Here is a 19,432-nt window from a genome sequence, read left to right as displayed (position 1 = left end):
CGTCGAACGGTTTTTTGCAAGCGCCGCCCATTGTGACAAAAACTTTCAGATAGGCGAGCGTATAATGATCTGCAAATGACACGGGGGAGAGGACGTAGACTATGCAAAAAGCGGAAAGCGGTGTGCCTTTACAAAAGCCTGAATCGTTCATGAAGCGTCGAAAGCATGTGTTTGGGCTCAAGGATAAAGCAAAGAAACGGTTCATTCATTTGTTCGTCCATTCGGGGGGATTGTTGTTTTTAATTAGCTTTTTGTTGGGACGAGCATTAATTCTCTCTACGGTTGCGCCTTTTGCAGCGGCTTTTTTTGCAGCGGTATTTGTAATGAAAAAGGAAAAGACCGCGCTCACCACCGTAGGTTTGCTTTTAGGAGCGACGATGGCCTCTATGTCGCAGGGGTTGTATGCAGGGGCGTCGATTTTTTACTTTCTACTGTTCTTAGGCATTCTAAGAAAACTGGTTAAACGACAAGGAAAAGTGCTTCCGCTTGCCGTCATGTTGGCAACGTTTGCAGGTCGAATTAGCATTACATTTATGTATACTCAAACGGTAGATTCCTTAGCCATTTGGGTGGCAATGGTCGAGGCAGGGCTAAGCTTTGTGTTAACGATGATCTTTTTGCAGACCGTCCCATTGCTTAGTATGCGTAGGCGCAGAACCGTCCTGAAAAATGAAGAGATTATCTGCTGTATTATACTGGCTGCATCTGTTCTTACAGGAACGATTGGCTGGACGTTGTACGGGTTATCTATAGAGCATATGCTATCCCGTTATCTTGTGCTGCTTCTCGCCCTTAGTGCAGGGGCAACGGTCGGAACAACGGTAGGGGTCGTCACAGGTCTCATTCTAAGTCTTGCGCAAATAGGAAATATGTATCAGCTTAGTTTGCTTGCCTTATCGGGTCTTTTAGGTGGGCTATTAAGGGAAGGGAGGAGGCCCGGTGTTGGGCTTGGTCTTATTTTGGCAACATTGCTTATTGGCATGTATATGCATGATATTTCTGGCTTAGCACCGTTAATCATGGAGTCTGTCGTTGCCATCGGGTTGCTCATGATTACGCCGTCAATCGTTACTGACCGGCTGGCGCGATTTATACCTGGTACTCAGGAGCATGCGCATGTGCAGCAGCAATATTTGCGTAAGGTACGTGATGTGACGGCGGGGCGTGTCGAGCAGTTCTCCCAATTGTTCCAAACCCTTTCAACGAGCTTTTCCACACATCTGCAGAAGCCTGCTCAAGAAGAGTCTGATGAAGAGGTGGATTATTTTCTCAGTCATGTGACAGAAAAGACGTGCCAAACCTGCTTCAAAAAGAATCAGTGCTGGGCAAAAAACTTTGATCAAACCTATGGTCTTATGCAAGGCACGATGCGTGAAATGGAAACTAGTGAAACGATTAAAGACCCTCGCCTGAAACGAGAGTGGAATCAACACTGCATAAAGCCTGACCGTGTGCTTGAGGTGATGCAGAAGGAAATGGCCTTTCACCATGCGAACTTACATTTGAAGAAACAGATGCAGGAAAGCCGTCAGCTTGTGGCTGAACAGCTTCTTGGCGTGTCTCAGGTGATGGGAGATTTTGCGAAAGAAATCCAACGCGAGCGTGACCATCACCAAAGTCATGAAGAAGTTATTTTAGAAACCCTAGAAGGTCTAGGGATTGAAATTGATCAAGTGGATATTTACTCATTGGAGCAAGGCAACGTGGACATTGAAATGACTGTCCCAGCTTCTTTTGAATATGGAGAGGCGGACAAAATTATTGCGCCCATTTTATCTGATATTCTTCAGGAGACGATTGTGTTGCGGAAGGAAGAGCAATCCGTACAAGCCAATGGCCCATGTTTTATGACATTCGCTTCAAACCAGCGGTACAAAATTGAAACAGGGATGGCGAATGCGGCCAAAGGAGGCGCATGGGTATCAGGAGACAGCTATTCAGCGGTTCACTTGAATAAAAGCAAATATGCCATTGCCATTAGTGATGGCATGGGCAACGGGGAGCGAGCACACCAAGAAAGCACCGAAACCTTACAGCTGCTACAAAGCATACTTCAATCAGGGATTGAGGAGCGCATTGCAATCAAATCCGTCAATTCTGTACTCGCTTTGCGAACGAATGAAGAGATGTTTTCAACGCTTGATCTGGCGATGATTGATTTGCAGGACGCAAGCGCGAAATTTATAAAAATTGGCTCAACGCCAAGCTATCTAAAACGGGGGTCTCAGGTATTTAAAATAGAATCAGGCAATTTGCCGATTGGCATTCTGCGTGAATTTGATGTCGATATCATCCATCAGTCTCTAAAAGCGGGTGATCTGTTGATTATGATGAGTGACGGCATTTTTGAAGGACCAAAGCATGTTGAAAATTATGATATTTGGATGAGAAGGAAAATTAAAGAACTTGACACAGAGGATCCGCAGGACATCGCGGACTTGCTAATGGAGGAAGTGATTCGCACTCGTCAAGGTCAGATCGAGGATGATATGACGGTGGCTGTTACAAAAATTGCTCACAATCATCCACGGTGGTCCACCTTTTCAGCGCACGACAAAAAGGCGCAGTAGCTTTCAACGTATAGAATGTTTGTCCATCGTCAAAGATGGTGGTAAAAACGAAGAAGGTGCTCGTAATGAACAAACGAGGTACGTTAAAGCAAATTTTGCTGATTACGGATGGATGTTCAAACGAAGGGGAGGACCCTCAAGAGATTGCTTTGCTCGCCAGAGAGCATGGGGTGACTGTGAATGTCATTGGCATTTTAGATGATTATGCTAGAAGCGATGATGGTCTCGAAGAGGTGGAAGGGATTGCCGAAGCAGGGGGTGGAGTCAGTCAGATCGTTCAGTCAGAGCAACTTTCGCAAACGGTGCAAATGGTCACACGTCAAGCAATGACACAAACGTTGCAAGGGGTGATTAATAAAGAGCTAACCTCAATTCTTGGTAAGGAGCATGCCCTTGAGGAGCTTCCACCGGCGCAGCGTGGCGAGATTGTAGAGGTCGTTGAAGAACTTGGAGAGACGTCAGAACTTCAAATTGTCGTCCTCGTTGATGTGAGCGCTAGTATGAAATCGAAGCTCCAGATGGTTAAAGAGGCCTTGCTTGATTTGTCCGTGAGTTTAAGCGCAAGAAGTGGGAATAATTCATTTTGCTTAAAAGTATTTCCCGGGAAAAAACAAGCGGCTGATGAGCTGATGCCATGGACACCGGATTTGACCTCTGTGGCAAATGTGTTTCCAAAGCTGACTTCTGGAGGCATTACGCCAACAGGTCCCGCGCTCAAGTTGGCCCTTAACGCATTTCCTGTGACGCAGAAACGGAAGCGACGTCGGGAAGAAGTGGCGGACGACTATGACTACAGAGAAAAAGCAGAATAGAAGCCCGCGACCAGGCGAAACCATTACAGGCAAATGGAATGGACATCGTTACAAAGTTTTACGCACAATTGGGCGAGGGGCAACGGGAACGGTGTATCTTGCTGAGCGGCGTGGCAAAAAGCTCGCTTTAAAAATAAGTGATCAAGGATATTCGGTGACGGCGGAAGTCAACGTCCTTCAGCACTTTTCACGAATGGGCGGATCAAAGGTTGGTCCTGACTTGATCGACGTGGATGATTGGCTCGTAGGAGCAGGCGGGCAGCCTGTTCCTTTTTATGTGATGGAATATATCTCAGGGGAGCCCTTTCTAGGCTTTCTTCAAAGCAGAGAGTCCTTTTGGTTAGGTGTACTCGTCGTTCAGCTGTTGTCCGATCTCGACAAGCTGCATAATGCAGGGTGGGTGTTTGGGGATTTAAAGCCAGATAATTTAAAAGTGATGGTCTCTCCGCCTCGTGTTCGTTTATTAGATGTGGGAGGCACAACAAAAATCGGCAGGGCGATTAAAGAGTTCACCGAATTTTACGATCGTGGGTTTTGGTCAGCTGGTACAAGGAAGGCAGAGCCCTCCTACGATGTATTTGCTGTTGGCATGATTATGCTTCATGCCTTGTATGGTCGACGCTTTCGCAGGCAGCCTGGGGATGATTTAAATACCTTGAAGGCACGTGTTCAACGGTTAAATTCTCCTTATGAACCCATTATTATTCATGCACTCAGCGGAAAATATGTCAGAGCAATGGATATGCAGTATGCGTTAACAACTTTAATGAGTACTTATGCGCAGGAAGAGAAAAAAAGGCAGTCTCCAAAGTCGCAGCCTCAATCCCCGCCGCTCACTCAAACGAGAGCTGGGCGTACGCGAGTGAAGGCGAAGGCGACAAAGAAAAAGAGAATTCATCCGTTTAAGCGGGTCGTACAGGAAGTCGTTTGGATAGGTGTTTTACTGGTTGCGTTTTATGTCTGTATGCTGCTATTAGGAGGATCATAAAAAACTACAGCCATAAGGGTGTCTATAGTTGTACGGAGCTTTTTTAAAATGGTAAGATAAGCAGACAGTGTTTGTTTACTGTACGCTTTCGAAAGGACGTTCGGGAATGCTGGAAATTGTCCGACAATTAATAGAAAAGCATACGCTTTTTTCAAAAGGGGATACCTTGATTATTGGCGTCTCCGGTGGATCGGACTCCATGGCGTTGCTGCACATGTTGACGCAATTAAAGGACCCGATGAACCTGACTATTGTTGCTGCGCATATGAACTACTCGCTAAGAGGAGAAGACTCTGAAAAGGACAGTGCCTTTGTGAAGCACATTTGCGACGATTGGAATGTGACTTTTGAGGGAAGAAAGATAGCATTGTCGAGGAACAAATCGCGAGATATGTCTACACAAATGGCCGCTCGCGAGGAACGCTTTTCCTTTTTTTCAGAACTTGCAGCACGGTATGAGGCGCATGCCCTTTGTCTCGCCCATCACGGTGATGATCAAATTGAAACGATGTTGCTTCGCTTGATGCATGGCGCTACGCCACAGAGTGTGTCAGGCTTGCATAGAAAGAGAACGCTGAATGGCTTGCTTACGGTCCGACCATTGTTGCATATGTCGAAAGATGATGTATTGGCTTACTGCCTGAATGAGCATGTTCCATTTCGAGAAGATCAAAGCAACTATACTCGGCATTATGTGCGTAATCGCCTCCGCCACGATGTGATACCACTATTAAAACAGGAAAACCCTCAGCTTCAAAAACAATTCCAGGCGTTTAGTGACGCTTTGCAGGATGACGGCCTTGTGTTAGACCGCTTGGCATCTCGTTGTGTAGATCGATATTTTTCGGGAGAAGGTCATATGCTATTCTTGAAGTCTGTGGAAAGCTTTCTTGATGAGGAGCATGCGATCCAACAACGCGCGTTGAAACAATCGTTGCATAGTCACTTTAAGCTTACGGATCGATTGTCGACTGAGCGTGTGATGAAGTGTCTCCATTGGCTCGAACACGGCTCTGGAATGTTCCAGCTAGGTCAAGGGATCATAGCGATTCGTGAATACGAGGCAGTTCGGATATATCATCATGACGAGTTTATGCAAGAGAATCTGTCTCATAGACAAGTGATCACAAGGCCAGGAACGTGGGTACTGCGAAATGGCGCACTACTACAAATGAAAAACGAAAGCGCATGCTTAACGGTTCCTAAAAAACAGCAGTATTCGGTTCGTCTCAGTGCGGATGATTTTCCACTCGTTATAAGGGAGAGGCGACCGGGAGATACATTGTATATCTCGGGGGTCGGCACAAAAAAAGTGACACGAGTAATGGTCGACGAAAAAATTCCTAAAGCATTAAGAGCGAGCTGGCCGCTACTCGTCACCAATCGTGGAGAGATCCTTTGGGTGATTGGAGCGGGAAAAGGTGATCTAAAGGATCGAGAAGAACGTCAAGATCAATATTATTTTACATATGGAATGGGTAAACAGGAGGCAGAGATTCATGATGAGAGATGAGATTCAATCCGTCTTGTTAGAAGAAGAAGAGATCCAGCAGAAAATTAGAGAGCTCTCAGCGACATTAACGTCGGACTACCAGGGGACTTTTCCGCTGGCTATTGGTGTATTAAAAGGCGCGATGCCATTTATGTCTGACCTGTTAAAGCGCGTAGATACGCACCTAGAGATGGACTTTATGGATGTTTCCAGTTATGGAAACAATACTGTTTCGTCTGGTGAAGTAAAAATTATTAAAGATCTGGATACTTCTGTAGAGGGTAGGGACATATTAATTATTGAAGATATCATTGACAGTGGCTTAACGTTACACTACCTCGTAGACTTGTTTCACCATCGCAAAGCAAAGTCAGTGAAGATTGTCACGCTTCTGGATAAGCCAGGAGGAAGAAAAATCAACATTAAAGCCGATTATGTTGGTTTTGAAGTGCCGGATGAATTTGTGGTTGGGTATGGCTTAGATTATGCGGAGCGTTATCGAAATCTCCCGTATATTGGAATCTTAAAGCCAGAGATCTATTCATCTTAATGGGCTGTCACAGGATTGACATTTCTTTTTTGAAGATGGTTCAACCATTGAGGGTATTTTGTTGTATACGTAAAAACGATTGTGGTACTATTTACTATAGTTTGTGTTGTCATGGGAGGAGGTAAGGAATGAGCCGGGCTGTCAAAAATACTTTTTTATATTCGATTATTTTTTTAGTGCTCATATATTGTTTCACCTTAATTCAAGGTGGGAACCAAAAGACTGAACAACTGAATTACACTCAATTGATAAATAATCTTGAACAGGGTAGTGTGACAGAATTAGAAGTGAGACCTGTGAGAGGGGTCATTGAGGCTACAGGGAAACTTGCAGGGTATGAGGAAGAGCAGTATTTTGTTTCTCATTTCTTGGATACGAACGGAAACAGTGACGCGATAGAAGCAGCAGCCAGGGAGCAAGATTTGGAAGTGAAAGTCTCTCCTGCTGAAGAAACAAGCGTTTGGGTAACATTCTTTACGACTTTAATTCCGTTTGTGATTATCTTTATTCTCTTCTTCTTCCTGTTGAATCAGGCGCAAGGTGGCGGAAGCCGTGTGATGAACTTTGGCAAAAGCAAAGCCAAAATGTATTCTGAAGAGAAAAAGAAAGTGCGCTTTAAAGATGTAGCGGGCGCAGATGAGGAAAAACAAGAGCTCGTTGAGGTCGTTGAATTCTTAAAGGACCCACGAAAATTTGCCGAAGTTGGTGCACGTATTCCTAAAGGGGTCTTGCTTGTTGGTCCTCCGGGAACAGGGAAAACGTTGCTTGCCCGTGCCGTTGCTGGGGAAGCAGGAACAGCGTTTTTCTCCATTAGTGGTTCTGATTTTGTGGAAATGTTTGTGGGTGTTGGTGCATCGAGGGTACGTGATTTGTTCGAGAACGCCAAGAAAAACGCTCCATGTATTATTTTCATTGATGAAATTGATGCCGTTGGTCGTCAGCGTGGAGCTGGATTAGGTGGCGGTCATGATGAACGTGAACAAACACTTAACCAATTGCTCGTAGAGATGGATGGCTTTGGCGTGAACGAAGGCATCATCATCATTGCTGCGACGAACCGTGCGGATATTCTTGACCCAGCATTGCTACGTCCAGGTCGATTTGACCGTCAAATTACCGTCGATCGTCCAGATGTTAAAGGACGCGAAGAGGTACTTAAAGTACATGCACGCAATAAACCGCTTGATGAATCGGTAGACCTTAAGACGATTTCAATGCGGACACCAGGTTTTTCTGGGGCAGATCTTGAAAACCTCTTGAATGAGGCTGCGCTTGTGGCGGCTCGACATGACAAGAAGAAAATAGATATGCTTGATGTGGATGAAGCGATTGATCGCGTCATTGCTGGACCTTCAAAGAAAAGTCGCGTCATTTCGCAAAAGGAACGCAACATTGTTGCTTACCACGAAGCGGGTCATACGATTATTGGGATGGTACTCGACGAGGCGGATGTTGTGCACAAGGTGACCATCGTGCCACGTGGGCAAGCGGGCGGTTATGCGGTTATGCTGCCTAAAGAAGATCGCTTTCTCATGACAAAGCCAGAGCTTTTGGATAAAATTACGGGCTTGTTAGGCGGTCGTGTTGCTGAGGAAATCATTTTTGGTGAAGCTAGCACTGGCGCTCATAATGACTTCCAACGCTCGACTGGCATCGCGAGACGAATGGTCACTGAATTTGGGATGAGTGAAAAGCTTGGGCCATTGCAATTTGGTCAACAACAAGGGCAGGTCTTCTTAGGCCGTGACATCCAAAATGAACCAAATTATAGTGATGCAATTGCGCATGAGATTGATATGGAAGTGCGCGCATTTGTGAAGGAAAGCTACGAGCGTGCTCGTCAAATTTTAACAGAGCACCGTGACAAGCTTGAGCTTGTTGCTCAGACCTTGTTAAAGGTAGAAACGTTGGATGCAAAACAAATTAAACATTTGTTTGATCATGGGACATTGCCAGAAGTGATAGAAGAGGAAGGTGTGAAAGTGAACATCCAATCCAAAAAAGACACTTCCGTAGACGATGAAGCCAAAGAAAGACCTACGTCTGAGGCTTTAAAAGACGACGATCAAACGAATAAAGACAAATAATCGGTGAGCCTGGCCATTCGGTTTGGCTCGCTCAGATAGGGGCTGTTACAATGAGTTGCTTTTTTCCACTAGCCAATACGCTGGTGGAGGGGGGCATATCGTTGTTTCAGCTTTTTTCTTTTCTCATAATGTACTAAGTGGTCGGAGAGTGTCTGTGAAATGGGAGGGAATGCGATGATTGTTGTCATTGATGTAGGAAATACCCATGTCGTCATCGGGGTTTGTAAAGGAAAGGATATCGTTACGCGTTGGAGGCTTTCTACAGATGTTCATCGTACAGAGGATGAATATTGTGCGTTGCTTCGCTCTCTTTTTCAGGCAGAATCACTCACCACGGATGCCATTCGCGGTGTCATTTTGGCAACGGTTGTCCCTCCTATGCTCCCGGTCATGCAGGCAATGTCCGAAAAACTTTTTGGGAAAAAGGCGCTCGTTGTGGGTCCTGGCGTGAAAACAGGTTTAAATGTCAAATATGACAATCCGAAAGAGGTAGGCGCAGACCGGGTAGTCAATGCAGTAGCAGCCATATGCCGTTATGGGACTCCGCTCATTGTTGTCGATTTTGGGACAGCGACCACTTTCTGCTATATCAATGAAAAAAAGCACTACCTTGGAGGCGTTATTATTCCAGGCGTCCAGCTTGCGGCAGAAGCCTTGTTCGCCAAAGCGTCCAAGCTGCCAAGAACAGAGTTAGTTAAACCTTCTCAAGTCATTGGCAGGAACACAAACGATTCCTTGCAATCAGGACTTTATTACGGCGGGATTGGTCAAGTAGAGGGGATTGTGCAACGAATGATGACGTATGCCGGTACAGGAAAAAAACCGAAAGTCATTGCCACAGGCGGACTCTCGACGCTACTAAGACCAGATTTAACTATTGCTGATGTTATTGATCCCGATCTTACTCTCAAAGGATTGCTTGATATTTTTTACATGAATGAGAAGTTGTCTTAATTCAGATCATTATTTAGCACATAAATGCACGACCAGCGGACTGATGTGACACTAAATTAAACAGTATGAAATCCTACGAAGCCAGCAAGAAGTCGATTTGAACAAAAGGAGTTTGATCACATGGAAGATTATTTAATTCGCTCACTAGCGTTTAATGGTGAAATTCGAGCGTATGCAGCGCGAACAACAAACACCATTGCTGAAGCTCAGCAACGCCACGGAACTTGGCCAACGGCGACGGCTGCTTTAGGCCGAGCCATGACAGCTGGAGTGATGATGGGTTATATGATGAAAAACGGCAAAAAAGTAACAATCAAAATCGAAGGTGGCGGTCCGATTGGCGCCATCGTCGTCGATGCAACGCCTGAAGGAGGCGTTCGTGGATACGTATCAAACCCACAGGTGCATTTTGATCTGAACACACAAGGCAAGTTGGATGTTCGACAAGCGGTAGGAACAGAAGGTGCATTGACCGTCGTGAAGGATTTGGGGCTAAAGGATCCTTTTACTGGTCAAGTTCCGATCGTATCTGGAGAGCTGGGCGATGACTTCACTTACTACTTTGCGACTTCTGAGCAGGTGCCTTCAGCTGTAGGTGTCGGTGTTTTAGTCAACCCTGACAACACAGTACTGGCTTCAGGCGGGTTCGTTGTCCAGCTTATGCCGGGTGCATCAGAAAAAACCATTGCCTTTCTTGAAAAACAGATCACAGAAATGACACCTGTGTCGAAGCTCATTCAGCAAGGAAAAACACCAGAAGAGTTGCTTGGGATCGTGCTTGGTGAGGAAAATGTTCAGGTGTTGGACAAACAGCCTGTTGCTTTTCAGTGCCAATGTTCAAGAGAACGACTTGAAAGTGCCATCATTTCACTGGGCGTAGATGAAATTTCAAATATGATCGAAGAAGATGGTCAAGCCAATGCAGAATGTCATTTTTGCAATGAGCATTACTTCTTTTCGCGAGAAGATTTGATAGAGATGAAGCAACAGACATTGGATTCTACATTATAATTCAGATTCCACACGTTCGATTCTATAAAACGCCTCATAAAATGAAACATCGAAAAAATTTGCGCGGCAGCCTAAGTTTTTCAATGTTATCCTTTCATTTACATTCCGACGCAGAAAAATATTTCGGCGTTTTATACATAATGAATTGACAGACTTATGGAACAATGATAAATTGATTTATATATAAACCTATATAGTTACTAGGAATTAAAAAGGAGTGGGACGTATGACTGTAGCACATTCCATTGTTGATTTGATCGGAAAGACGCCGGTTGTAAAGTTAAACCGTAGTGCGGATGAACAATCTGCGGATATTTATCTGAAATTGGAATATCAAAACCCAGGAAGCTCTGTTAAAGATCGTATTGCTTTGGCAATGGTTGAAGCCGCTGAAAAGGATGGCCGTTTAAAAGAAGGCGATACGATTATTGAAGCGACGAGCGGGAATACAGGCATTGGAATTGCACTTGTTGCAACAGCAAAAGGATACAACACTGTTCTCGTTATGCCTGAAACAATGAGTTTGGAGCGTCGTAATCTTTTGAAAGCTTATGGAGCGGAGCTCGTTTTAACTCCTGGAAGTGAAGGCATGAACGGTGCCGTGGCAAAAGCGGAAGCTCTTGCTGCAGAGCACGGATACTTTGTGGCTGAACAATTTAAGAATCTTGCTAACCCAGAAGTGCATCGCCGCACAACTGGTCAAGAGATTATTAATGATTTTCCGGACGGTATTGACGCGTTTGTGGCTGGTATTGGAACGGGCGGAACAATTACGGGCGCAGGAAACTTATTAAAAGAAACGTTCCCTGGCGTAAAAATTGTCGCTGTTGAACCAAAGGATTCACCAATTTTAAAAACAGGTAAACCTGGTCCTCACAAACTGCAGGGATTAGGTGCCAATTTTATTCCTGAGATTTTAGATACAGATGTGTATGATGAAATTATCCATGTGTCTACGGAGCAAGCGTTTGAACATGCAAGAGAAACCGCTCGAAAAGAAGGCATTCTTGGTGGTATTTCATCTGGTGCAGCTGTCTACGCTGCGAAGCAAGTCGCCAGAGAGCTTGGCCCTGGTAAAAAAGTAGTGGCCATATTGCCGAGTAACGGCGAACGCTACTTGAGCACAGCTCTTTACCAATTCGAAGAAGAAGAAACGACGACAACGCCATAGGTCGTCAAAACATAAGCAAAACCCTTGGGGGATGTTGGTCATCCCCCAAGGGTTTTTTCATGCCCTGCTTGACAATATGTGCGGGGCTTGTTTTTATTAATACAACTAATACAAATCTATTCAATGTTGAGAGGGACGGAAATGACAGCTTCATCGTTTTTAAGACCGTATGGGGTCAAAAAACCATTGCCTCAAAATTGGTTTCAGAATGTACAGCAGGTCCTTTCATCGACACGACATAGCCAGTGGCTGGAGAGTGGTAAAGAGGGACGTTGGAGTTTTTTGGCGGTGCATCCCTTTGCCATTATCGAGGCAAAAGGAAAGCACTTTTCAATTCATCATGTGACCGAAGAAACAACCGAGACATCGATGTCAGACACGCTTACAGGTGACCTTAAGCAATACATGCAGCAGTTCTCAATGACAGTTCCTAGCGGATACCCCCCATTTGTCGGAGGTGCTGTCGGTGTGTGTTCCTATGATACTGTGCTGGACTTTGAACCATTGGTCTTTCAGGCGACAGATGACCTGATGCTTCCCGACGTTTATCTACTTGTCACGCACGAAGTAATGGCGATAGACCATGCAAAGGACGAGGTGTGGTTTATTGTCAATGACACGGAGGCAAGAGAAGAACGAATCAAGGAGCTTGAGACACTTTGGGAAACACCTACCAACGAGAAGACGGATGATTTTTCAGACGAAATACAGTATGATGAACATACGAAACAGTTGTCTCTAAATGCTACGCGTTTCTCCAAGGCGGTAGAGAAGGTAAAGGACTATATTGCGAGTGGCGACAGCTTTCAAGTGAACTTGTCCATTCGGCAGGAACGTCCAATTGCAGCTACACCTTTAGCTGTCTATCGGCAGCTGAGAGAGTTAAATCCATCGCCGTACATGGCCTTTCTGCAAAGTCCCGAGTTTTCGCTCGTGTGTGGGTCACCCGAGTTGCTCGTGAAAACGAGACAACGTGAAGTAACGACAAAGCCGATTGCTGGAACACGGTCACGTGGAGCAACACCAGAGGAAGACGCCGAGTTGGCAAACGAGCTTTTGCATCACGAAAAGGAGCGGGCCGAGCATATTATGCTTGTCGATTTGGAGAGAAACGACCTCGGGAAGATTTGCACATTCGGATCTGTCCGTGCCGACGTATTGCTTTCCATTGAACGCTACTCACACGTCATGCACTTAGTGTCCGAAGTGGCAGGAACACTTGAGCCTGGAGTGGACGCGGTGGACACCTTAAAGGCCGTCTTTCCTGGAGGCACAATTACAGGTGCACCAAAGCTACGAACAATGGAGATCATTGATGAGCTTGAGCCTGTACGCCGCGGATTTTATACTGGCTCTGTTGGTTGGATTGGGTTTCATGGGGACATGGAAATGAATATCATTATTCGTTCTATGCTTGTGAAGGCGAAAACGGCGTATGTGCAATCGGGGGCAGGCATTGTCAGTGATTCTGTTCCAGAGTGGGAATTTAAAGAGGCGTTAAAAAAAGCAGCGGCAGTATGGCAGGCTGTTGAACGAGCGGAAGCTGAGTTGAGTGAATAGTAGACGAGAAGAGGAGAGTTGAGACGATGATTTTAATGATTGATAACTATGATTCCTTTACGTATAACCTTGTGCAATATATAGGAGAGCTTGGGAAGCCCATTGTGGTGAAGCGAAACAACGAGATTACTGTTGATGAGATTTTGCAAATGGCTCCTGAAGCAGTTGTGATTTCACCAGGCCCATGTTCCCCAGATGAAGCCGGCATTAGTCTCGAAGTGGCAGAAAAGGTGCCTTATCATATACCGGTGCTAGGTGTGTGCTTAGGTCATCAATCAATCGCTCAGGCGTTTGGCGGAAAGGTCGTTCGTGCAGAACGGCTAATGCATGGGAAAACTTCTCCGATCATGCACGATGGAAAAACCATTTTTCATGGATTGGACAATCCTTTTATTGCAACAAGGTACCATTCACTTATCGTTGAGCGTCCTAGTCTTCCAGCGTGCTTTGACATCTCGGCAGAAACGGCGGAAGGTGAAATTATGGCGATTCGCCACAAAGAGCTGCCCCTTGAAGCAGTTCAATTTCACCCCGAGTCGATTATGACAGATGCAGGAAAGACGCTTCTGAAAAACTTTTTGACCATGTACACAAAAGAGCCTGGAAAGGAAAAAGAATGCACATCTATATGAACGGTCGCATTCTAAAAGAAAGCGAGTGGTCGGTCTCATTGCTCGACCACGGTTTTCTCTATGGCGCTGCTTGTTTTGAAACATTTCGAACGTATGACGGCCATCCCTTTCTTTTTGAAGATCATTGGGAGCGGTTGAAGCGGAGCTTGAACGCTTTGCAAGTTGAATGGTCCATGACAAAGGATGAATGTTTAGACGCTTTGCAGCTGCTACTGGCACAGGAAGTAGAGCAAGACCGATACATTCGCTTAACCGTAACGGCTGGCGAAGAGGGCATTGGCCTTTCTGGTAGGCCCTATCAAGCACCAAATGTGATTATGTATAGCAAAGCGTTGGACAAAAATGCCCCCGTCAGGAAAAAGGGGCACTTTTTGCGTACACGCCGCAACACTCCCGAAGGTGACTTCCGTATGAAAGCCCATCACTATATAAACAATATACTCGCACGACAAGAGGTTAAGGATACTCAAACAGAGGGACTGTTTTTATCACAAGGCGGTCATGTGGCAGAAGGAATCTTATCCAACCTTTTTTGGGTTAAAGAGAGGGTTGTCTATACACCAGATTGTTGTACAGGGGCACTGGATGGGATCACGAGGCAGTTTGTCCTCCGGTTATGTGATGTTCTCGGCATCAAGGCGGAGATCGGTTGCTATACGCCCGAACATGCTTTAAGTGCTAGTGAGGCGTTCGTGACGAACAGCGTCCAAGGCATTGTTCCTCTAATAGGGATGGGTGACAATGAAATGGTTGTTGAAGACAGCACGATCACACAGCAGCTGCAAAAGGCTTATCAAGAATATACACATCACCTAATGGGCAGAAATGAAATAGGATTGTAGAGGGGAAGATGGGATGGAATCAAAACCACGTACAACACTCACGCGTGCGGCATTGGCGACCAAAACGCATGTGATGGGAATTGTTAACGCGACACCAGACTCCTTCTCGGATGGAGGAAAATACAATACGGTTGAAACGGCCACAGCGCACGGAATCAAGCTTGTGGAGGAGGGGGCAGATGTGCTTGATGTCGGCGGAGAATCGACGCGGCCTGGAGCGGAACTTGTAGATGCAGAGGAAGAAATTCTCCGTGTCATTCCGGTCATCCGGTCGCTGGCAGCGGAAACGGACGTGCCGATCTCCATTGATACGTATAAAGCGAGTGTGGCTGAAGCGGCTGTGAAAGCTGGAGCCACCGTGATCAATGATGTGTGGGGCGGCATCATTGATCCGGATATTCTCACTGTGGCTGCAAATGCCGACGCCCATTATGTACTCACACATAACCGAACGACAACCGACTATGCTGATTTTAATACGGATGTGTTGGCTGATTTAGAACGGCAAATTGAGATCGCATTAAAGGCAGGCATAAAGGATGATCACCTTATTCTCGATCCTGGCATAGGTTTTGCGAAGACCCCTCAGCAAAACATGGACATGATGCGACAATTGCACACCATATGTGCATGGCCTTATCCAGTTTTATTGGGGACCTCACGTAAATCGTTTATTGGACAAGTGCTCGATCTCCCCGTCGATCAACGTCTTGAGGGAACTGGGGCGACGGTATGCTATGGTGTCATGCAAGGAGTAGCTATGGTGCGAGTCCATGATGTGCAGGCGATGGGAAGAATGACAAAAATGATGGACGCATTGCTCGGAAAGGGTGAACAACGTGGATAAGATTATTGTGAAGGGCATGTCGTTTTACGGCTATCACGGTGTGTTTTCTGAGGAAAACAAGTTAGGACAACGCTTTTTAGCTGATATAGAGCTGTATTGTGATTTGCGTGCGGCGGGCGAGAACGATGATTTGCAACAAACGGTTAATTACGCAGCGATTTTTGAGACGGTTCAGAAGGTGATTGAGGGCGAGCCTGTCAAGCTTCTTGAGGCTCTAGCGGAACGAATTGCAGCGAACATCTTTAGCAAGTTTGAAATCGTGGACGGCCTTTCACTACGTATTATTAAACCAGATCCCCCTATACCAGGTCATTATGAGCATGTAGCGATAGAAATTGAGCGAATGAGGTCGACGTCGTGAATTCATATTTCATAGCACTAGGCTCAAATATTGGTGACCGTGAAAACTACCTTAAGCTCGCGGTGTACGATTTGCAGGCATTGCCTTCAATTGAGGTCGTCAAGCTGTCATCGATTTATGAAACGGATCCGGTCGGTTTCGAGGAGCAGTCACAATTTCTCAATATGGTCGTCGAACTACGATCCCCCCTTTCGCCTGATGAGCTGTTTCAATACACATCGAGTGTTGAAAAAAAACATCACCGCACACGGGATGTGTATTGGGGTCCGAGGACGCTAGACATTGACATCCTGTTATATAATATGGAGAATGTAAAAACAGATGACTTGGACATCCCCCACCCTAGAATGGCGCAGCGCCTTTTCGTTTTGCGACCACTTTCCGACGTTTTGTCGGGCACGTTTGTCATTCCTGGTGAAGCGCAAAGCTTGTCTGAGTTAATTGACCACCTGCCTGACAAAAAAGGAGTCTATGTATGGAAGCAGACCAGTGGGGACGACGTATTCGCGCTTTTCGAAAGCTAAAAGGGTTTACGCAACAAAAATTCGCAAGACATGTAGGGGTTTCTGTGTCCGTGTTAGGAGATATTGAACGCGGCAATCGAGTGCCTGACGATGTCCTCGTGGCTGATATCGCTAGGAGTCTTGATGTGACGATTGAAGAGCTTACCCCGTCAAAACATAAGGAGAGATGAATGCAATGTTTAAAATCGGAGACATCACCATTCCGAATAAGGTTGTTTTAGCCCCAATGGCGGGAGTCTGCAATTCAGCCTTCCGATTAACCGTCAAAGAATTTGGAGCAGGTCTCGTGTGCGCTGAGATGGTAAGCGACAAAGGCATTATGTTTAAAAATGAAAAGACATTAAACATGTTGTATATAGATGAACGTGAAAAACCAATGAGTTTGCAAATATTTGGTGGGGAAAAGGACAGCTTGGTAGAAGCGGCCAAATTTGTTGATGAAAATTCAACTGCCGATATCATTGACATTAACATGGGGTGTCCTGTGCCGAAAATCACAAAATGTGATGCTGGAGCGAAATGGCTTTTAGACCCTAATAAAATTTATGAAATGGTTTCTGCTGTTGTTGATGCAGTGAAAAAACCGGTGACCGTCAAAATGAGAATGGGCTGGGACTCTGATCATATTTATGCAGTAGAAAATGCACAAGCGATTGAACGAGCGGGTGGTCAGGCTGTTTCTTTGCATGGGCGTACCCGTGTGCAAATGTATGAAGGACACGCCAACTGGGACATCATTCGTGAAGTAAAGCAGGCGGTGTCCATTCCTGTCATTGGGAATGGAGATGTCGAAACGCCACAGGATGCACAACGTTTGCTGGATACCACTGGTGCAGATGGTGTCATGATTGGACGTGCAGCGCTAGGAAATCCATGGATGATTTATCGTACTGTGAAATACTTGGAGACTGGCGAAATTGTTGGTGAGCCGTCCCCACAAGAAAAAATCGATGTATGCATGTTGCATATGGATCGCTTAATTGCCTTGAAAAATGAAGATATCGCCGTCAAAGAAATGCGTAAACATGCTGCTTGGTACTTAAAAGGGCTAAAAGGAAATGCGCAAGCACGTAAGCTAATCAATCACTGTGAAACGAGAGATCACATCGCAGACGTATTGAATGAGTTTATTCAGCAGTTTGATCACGAAGGGCAGCAAGCGGTGTAAATACGACCAAGAATCGGAGTGGTGGAATTGAGTAATGAAGAACAAAGCGATCAGTTACAGGTTCGTCGTGATAAATTAACGGCTCTTCAGGCAAAAGGCATTGATCCCTTTGGTGGAAAATTTGAGCGAACGCATTTAGCTACTGATTTGTTTGCAGCCTATGACGAGTTTTCTAAAGAAGAGCTTGAATCGAAATCAGATCAGGTCATTATTGCTGGAAGAATCATGACCAAACGTGGCAAGGGGAAAGCAGGCTTTGCTCATATTCAGGACTTGTCTGGTCAAATTCAATTGTATGTTCGAAAAGACACAGTTGGAGACGAAGACTATGATATCTTCACCGTGGCTGACATCGGGGATATTGTGGGCGTAAAAGGACAGATGTTCAAAACCAACGTAGGTGAGCTATCAATAAAGGCGAGCGATGTTGTCATGCTGTCTAAATCCCTTCGCCCATTGCCAGAGAAATACCACGGCCTTAAAGATATAGAGCAAAGGTATCGTCAGCGGTATTTGGATCTCATGACAAATGATGAGAGCAAGCAAACCTTTATTACACGCAGTAAAATCCTTCGATCCATGCGTCGTTATCTAGATGAAAAAGGATATCTTGAAGTTGAAACACCAATGATGCATAGCATTGCTGGTGGTGCGTCCGCAAAGCCATTCATTACCCATCATAATGCGTTGGATATGCAGCTTTATATGAGGATTGCCATTGAACTTCATCTGAAACGCCTCATTGTAGGTGGTCTTGAGAAGGTTTATGAAATTGGTAGGGTGTTTCGAAATGAAGGTTTGTCGACACGGCATAACCCTGAATTTACGATGATTGAGTTGTATGAGGCGTATGCCGACTACAATGACATCATGGAGTTGACAGAGAACCTGATCGCGCATGTGGCTCAAGAGGTTTTAGGAACACAGGAAGTTCAGTATGGGGAGCATACGGTTCAATTGACTCCTAAATGGAAAAGACAGCATATGGTGGATGCCATTGCAGAGCATACGGGAGTGAACTTTTGGACCCGTATGTCAAAGGAAGAAGCGCATGCTCTTGCAAAAGAGAACAACGTGGAGATAGAAGCACGGATGGACTTTGGGCATGTGGTCAATGAGTTTTTTGAACAAAAGGTGGAACACCTCCTTGTTCAACCAACGTTTATTTACGGGCATCCAGTTGATATCTCTCCACTCGCAAAGAAGAATGCTGAGGACGATCGATTTACAGACCGCTTTGAGCTCTTCATTGTGGGAAGAGAATACGCCAATGCCTTTACAGAGCTGAATGACCCAATTGATCAAAGGCAACGTTTTGAAGCTCAGTTGAAAGAACGTGAGGCTGGGAATGATGAAGCGCATGAAATGGATGAGGACTTTATTGAAGCGTTAGAGTATGGCATGCCTCCAACTGGGGGACTTGGAATCGGTGTTGATCGACTTGTTATGTTGCTTGCCAATGCGCCTTCTATACGTGATGTCCTTCTGTTTCCGCTTATGCGACATAAATAATGAGCGAAAGACGGCCAGGCATCTGTCTTGGTCGTCTCTCATTAATATGAATTAAAGCGTCCGAATTCCGTTGCTCATAAAGGTTGAAAAGATTTTTTATGTTTTTTTAAAAAAACACTTGTACATCTTCTAAGATCCATGGTATATTATTATCCGTCGCTGCAACACAAACGACAAACAATATAACATTGATTGAAAAAAGTATTGACTTAACAAAAACCAAATGTTATATTAATCAAGTCGCCTTTGAGCGATATTGTCCTTTGAAAACTGAACAGAAGTCAAATGCAAAAAACGTGCCATGTTGAAAGACATGTAAAATAAATCCCGTTGATTTTACTTAAATCAACA

Annotated in this window: 18 protein-coding genes; all 18 read left to right on the top strand. The window is 45.3% G+C overall.

The annotated features are described in order from the left end of the window. Nucleotides 1–101 precede the first annotated feature (101 nt). The 18 genes from spoIIE (at nucleotide 102) to lysS (ending at nucleotide 19,081) form a co-directional block, all read left to right on the top strand. Nucleotides 102–2,570, top strand: a complete 2,469-nt coding sequence (gene spoIIE, locus EV213_RS19045; protein ID WP_133582166.1) for a stage II sporulation protein E — start codon at nucleotides 102–104, stop codon at nucleotides 2,568–2,570. Between the two features lie 65 nt (nucleotides 2,571–2,635). Beyond that, nucleotides 2,636–3,382, top strand: a complete 747-nt coding sequence (locus tag EV213_RS19040; RefSeq protein WP_133582165.1) for a VWA domain-containing protein — start codon at nucleotides 2,636–2,638, stop codon at nucleotides 3,380–3,382. Further along, nucleotides 3,357–4,370: a protein kinase domain-containing protein gene (locus tag EV213_RS19035; RefSeq protein ID WP_133582164.1), complete on the top strand. Its 1,014-nt coding sequence runs from the start codon at nucleotides 3,357–3,359 to the stop codon at nucleotides 4,368–4,370. Before EV213_RS19040 ends, EV213_RS19035 begins: the two co-directional genes overlap by 26 nt. Nucleotides 4,371–4,476: 106 nt before the next feature. Continuing rightward, nucleotides 4,477–5,883 carry a tRNA lysidine(34) synthetase TilS gene (gene tilS / locus EV213_RS19030; RefSeq protein WP_133582163.1) on the top strand — a complete coding sequence of 469 codons (1,407 nt, stop codon included), beginning with the start codon at nucleotides 4,477–4,479 and terminating at the stop codon, nucleotides 5,881–5,883. After that, nucleotides 5,873–6,412, top strand: a complete 540-nt coding sequence (gene hpt / locus EV213_RS19025) for a hypoxanthine phosphoribosyltransferase (protein WP_424923086.1) — start codon at nucleotides 5,873–5,875, stop codon at nucleotides 6,410–6,412. The genes tilS and hpt overlap by 11 nt, the downstream gene beginning before the upstream one ends. Before the next feature lie 128 nt (nucleotides 6,413–6,540). Next, entirely contained in the window at nucleotides 6,541–8,499 is a 1,959-nt protein-coding gene (gene ftsH, locus EV213_RS19020) for an ATP-dependent zinc metalloprotease FtsH (protein WP_133582161.1), read from the top strand. Nucleotides 8,500–8,673: 174 nt separating this feature from the next. Then, nucleotides 8,674–9,453: a type III pantothenate kinase gene (locus EV213_RS19015; RefSeq protein ID WP_133582160.1), complete on the top strand. Its 780-nt coding sequence runs from the start codon at nucleotides 8,674–8,676 to the stop codon at nucleotides 9,451–9,453. A 120-nt stretch (nucleotides 9,454–9,573) separates the two neighbouring features. Beyond that, on the top strand, nucleotides 9,574–10,464 hold the full coding sequence (hslO, locus tag EV213_RS19010) for an Hsp33 family molecular chaperone HslO (RefSeq protein WP_133582159.1): 891 nt from the start codon (nucleotides 9,574–9,576) through the stop codon (nucleotides 10,462–10,464). Nucleotides 10,465–10,690: 226 nt separating this feature from the next. Continuing rightward, nucleotides 10,691–11,635, top strand: a complete 945-nt coding sequence (gene cysK, locus EV213_RS19005) for a cysteine synthase A (protein WP_133582158.1) — start codon at nucleotides 10,691–10,693, stop codon at nucleotides 11,633–11,635. 141 nt (nucleotides 11,636–11,776) lie between these two features. Continuing rightward, nucleotides 11,777–13,195: an anthranilate synthase component I family protein gene (locus EV213_RS19000; protein ID WP_166639421.1), complete on the top strand. Its 1,419-nt coding sequence runs from the start codon at nucleotides 11,777–11,779 to the stop codon at nucleotides 13,193–13,195. Nucleotides 13,196–13,221: 26 nt separating this feature from the next. Beyond that, nucleotides 13,222–13,827: an aminodeoxychorismate/anthranilate synthase component II gene (gene pabA / locus EV213_RS18995; protein WP_133582156.1), complete on the top strand. Its 606-nt coding sequence runs from the start codon at nucleotides 13,222–13,224 to the stop codon at nucleotides 13,825–13,827. Further along, the gene (gene pabC / locus EV213_RS18990; RefSeq protein ID WP_133582155.1) at nucleotides 13,812–14,669 is read left to right on the top strand and encodes an aminodeoxychorismate lyase; all 858 of its coding nucleotides are present in this window, start codon (nucleotides 13,812–13,814) and stop codon (nucleotides 14,667–14,669) included. Before pabA ends, pabC begins: the two co-directional genes overlap by 16 nt. 13 nt (nucleotides 14,670–14,682) lie before the next feature. Then, nucleotides 14,683–15,516 carry a dihydropteroate synthase gene (gene folP / locus EV213_RS18985; RefSeq protein WP_133582154.1) on the top strand — a complete coding sequence of 278 codons (834 nt, stop codon included), beginning with the start codon at nucleotides 14,683–14,685 and terminating at the stop codon, nucleotides 15,514–15,516. After that, nucleotides 15,509–15,877 carry a dihydroneopterin aldolase gene (gene folB, locus EV213_RS18980; protein ID WP_133582153.1) on the top strand — a complete coding sequence of 123 codons (369 nt, stop codon included), beginning with the start codon at nucleotides 15,509–15,511 and terminating at the stop codon, nucleotides 15,875–15,877. Before folP ends, folB begins: the two co-directional genes overlap by 8 nt. Next, the gene (folK, locus tag EV213_RS18975; RefSeq protein ID WP_133582152.1) at nucleotides 15,874–16,401 is read left to right on the top strand and encodes a 2-amino-4-hydroxy-6-hydroxymethyldihydropteridine diphosphokinase; all 528 of its coding nucleotides are present in this window, start codon (nucleotides 15,874–15,876) and stop codon (nucleotides 16,399–16,401) included. Before folB ends, folK begins: the two co-directional genes overlap by 4 nt. Continuing rightward, a complete protein-coding gene (locus EV213_RS18970; protein WP_133582151.1) occupies nucleotides 16,353–16,571 on the top strand; it encodes a helix-turn-helix domain-containing protein in 219 nt (72 codons plus the stop codon). Before folK ends, EV213_RS18970 begins: the two co-directional genes overlap by 49 nt. A 5-nt stretch (nucleotides 16,572–16,576) precedes the next feature. Further along, nucleotides 16,577–17,569 carry a tRNA dihydrouridine synthase DusB gene (gene dusB / locus EV213_RS18965; RefSeq protein ID WP_133582150.1) on the top strand — a complete coding sequence of 331 codons (993 nt, stop codon included), beginning with the start codon at nucleotides 16,577–16,579 and terminating at the stop codon, nucleotides 17,567–17,569. Nucleotides 17,570–17,596: 27 nt separating this feature from the next. Continuing rightward, the gene (gene lysS / locus EV213_RS18960; RefSeq protein ID WP_133582149.1) at nucleotides 17,597–19,081 is read left to right on the top strand and encodes a lysine--tRNA ligase; all 1,485 of its coding nucleotides are present in this window, start codon (nucleotides 17,597–17,599) and stop codon (nucleotides 19,079–19,081) included. The last annotated feature ends 351 nt before the right edge of the window (nucleotides 19,082–19,432 follow it).

This window comes from Aureibacillus halotolerans (assembly GCF_004363045.1).
GTDB lineage: Bacteria > Bacillota > Bacilli > Bacillales > DSM-28697 > Aureibacillus > Aureibacillus halotolerans.
Note: the sequence above shows the minus strand (reverse complement) of the source record. Positions and strands in the feature narration are given on the sequence as shown.

Bases quoted from the DNA above. Each gene is read 5' to 3' on its own strand.
- pabA (WP_133582156.1), top strand. From the start codon at position 13,222: ATGATTTTAATGATTGATAACTATGATTCCTTTACGTATAACCTTGTG.
- hpt (WP_424923086.1), top strand. From the start codon at position 5,873: ATGAGAGATGAGATTCAATCCGTCTTGTTAGAAGAAGAAGAGATCCAG.
- EV213_RS18970 (WP_133582151.1), top strand. From the start codon at position 16,353: ATGGAAGCAGACCAGTGGGGACGACGTATTCGCGCTTTTCGAAAGCTA.
- folP (WP_133582154.1), top strand. From the start codon at position 14,683: ATGGAATCAAAACCACGTACAACACTCACGCGTGCGGCATTGGCGACC.
- tilS (WP_133582163.1), top strand. From the start codon at position 4,477: ATGCTGGAAATTGTCCGACAATTAATAGAAAAGCATACGCTTTTTTCA.
- dusB (WP_133582150.1), top strand. From the start codon at position 16,577: ATGTTTAAAATCGGAGACATCACCATTCCGAATAAGGTTGTTTTAGCC.
- hslO (WP_133582159.1), top strand. From the start codon at position 9,574: ATGGAAGATTATTTAATTCGCTCACTAGCGTTTAATGGTGAAATTCGA.
- EV213_RS19000 (WP_166639421.1), top strand. From the start codon at position 11,777: ATGACAGCTTCATCGTTTTTAAGACCGTATGGGGTCAAAAAACCATTG.
- cysK (WP_133582158.1), top strand. From the start codon at position 10,691: ATGACTGTAGCACATTCCATTGTTGATTTGATCGGAAAGACGCCGGTT.
- EV213_RS19040 (WP_133582165.1), top strand. From the start codon at position 2,636: ATGAACAAACGAGGTACGTTAAAGCAAATTTTGCTGATTACGGATGGA.
- EV213_RS19015 (WP_133582160.1), top strand. From the start codon at position 8,674: ATGATTGTTGTCATTGATGTAGGAAATACCCATGTCGTCATCGGGGTT.
- pabC (WP_133582155.1), top strand. From the start codon at position 13,812: ATGCACATCTATATGAACGGTCGCATTCTAAAAGAAAGCGAGTGGTCG.
- ftsH (WP_133582161.1), top strand. From the start codon at position 6,541: ATGAGCCGGGCTGTCAAAAATACTTTTTTATATTCGATTATTTTTTTA.
- EV213_RS19035 (WP_133582164.1), top strand. From the start codon at position 3,357: ATGACTACAGAGAAAAAGCAGAATAGAAGCCCGCGACCAGGCGAAACC.
- spoIIE (WP_133582166.1), top strand. From the start codon at position 102: ATGCAAAAAGCGGAAAGCGGTGTGCCTTTACAAAAGCCTGAATCGTTC.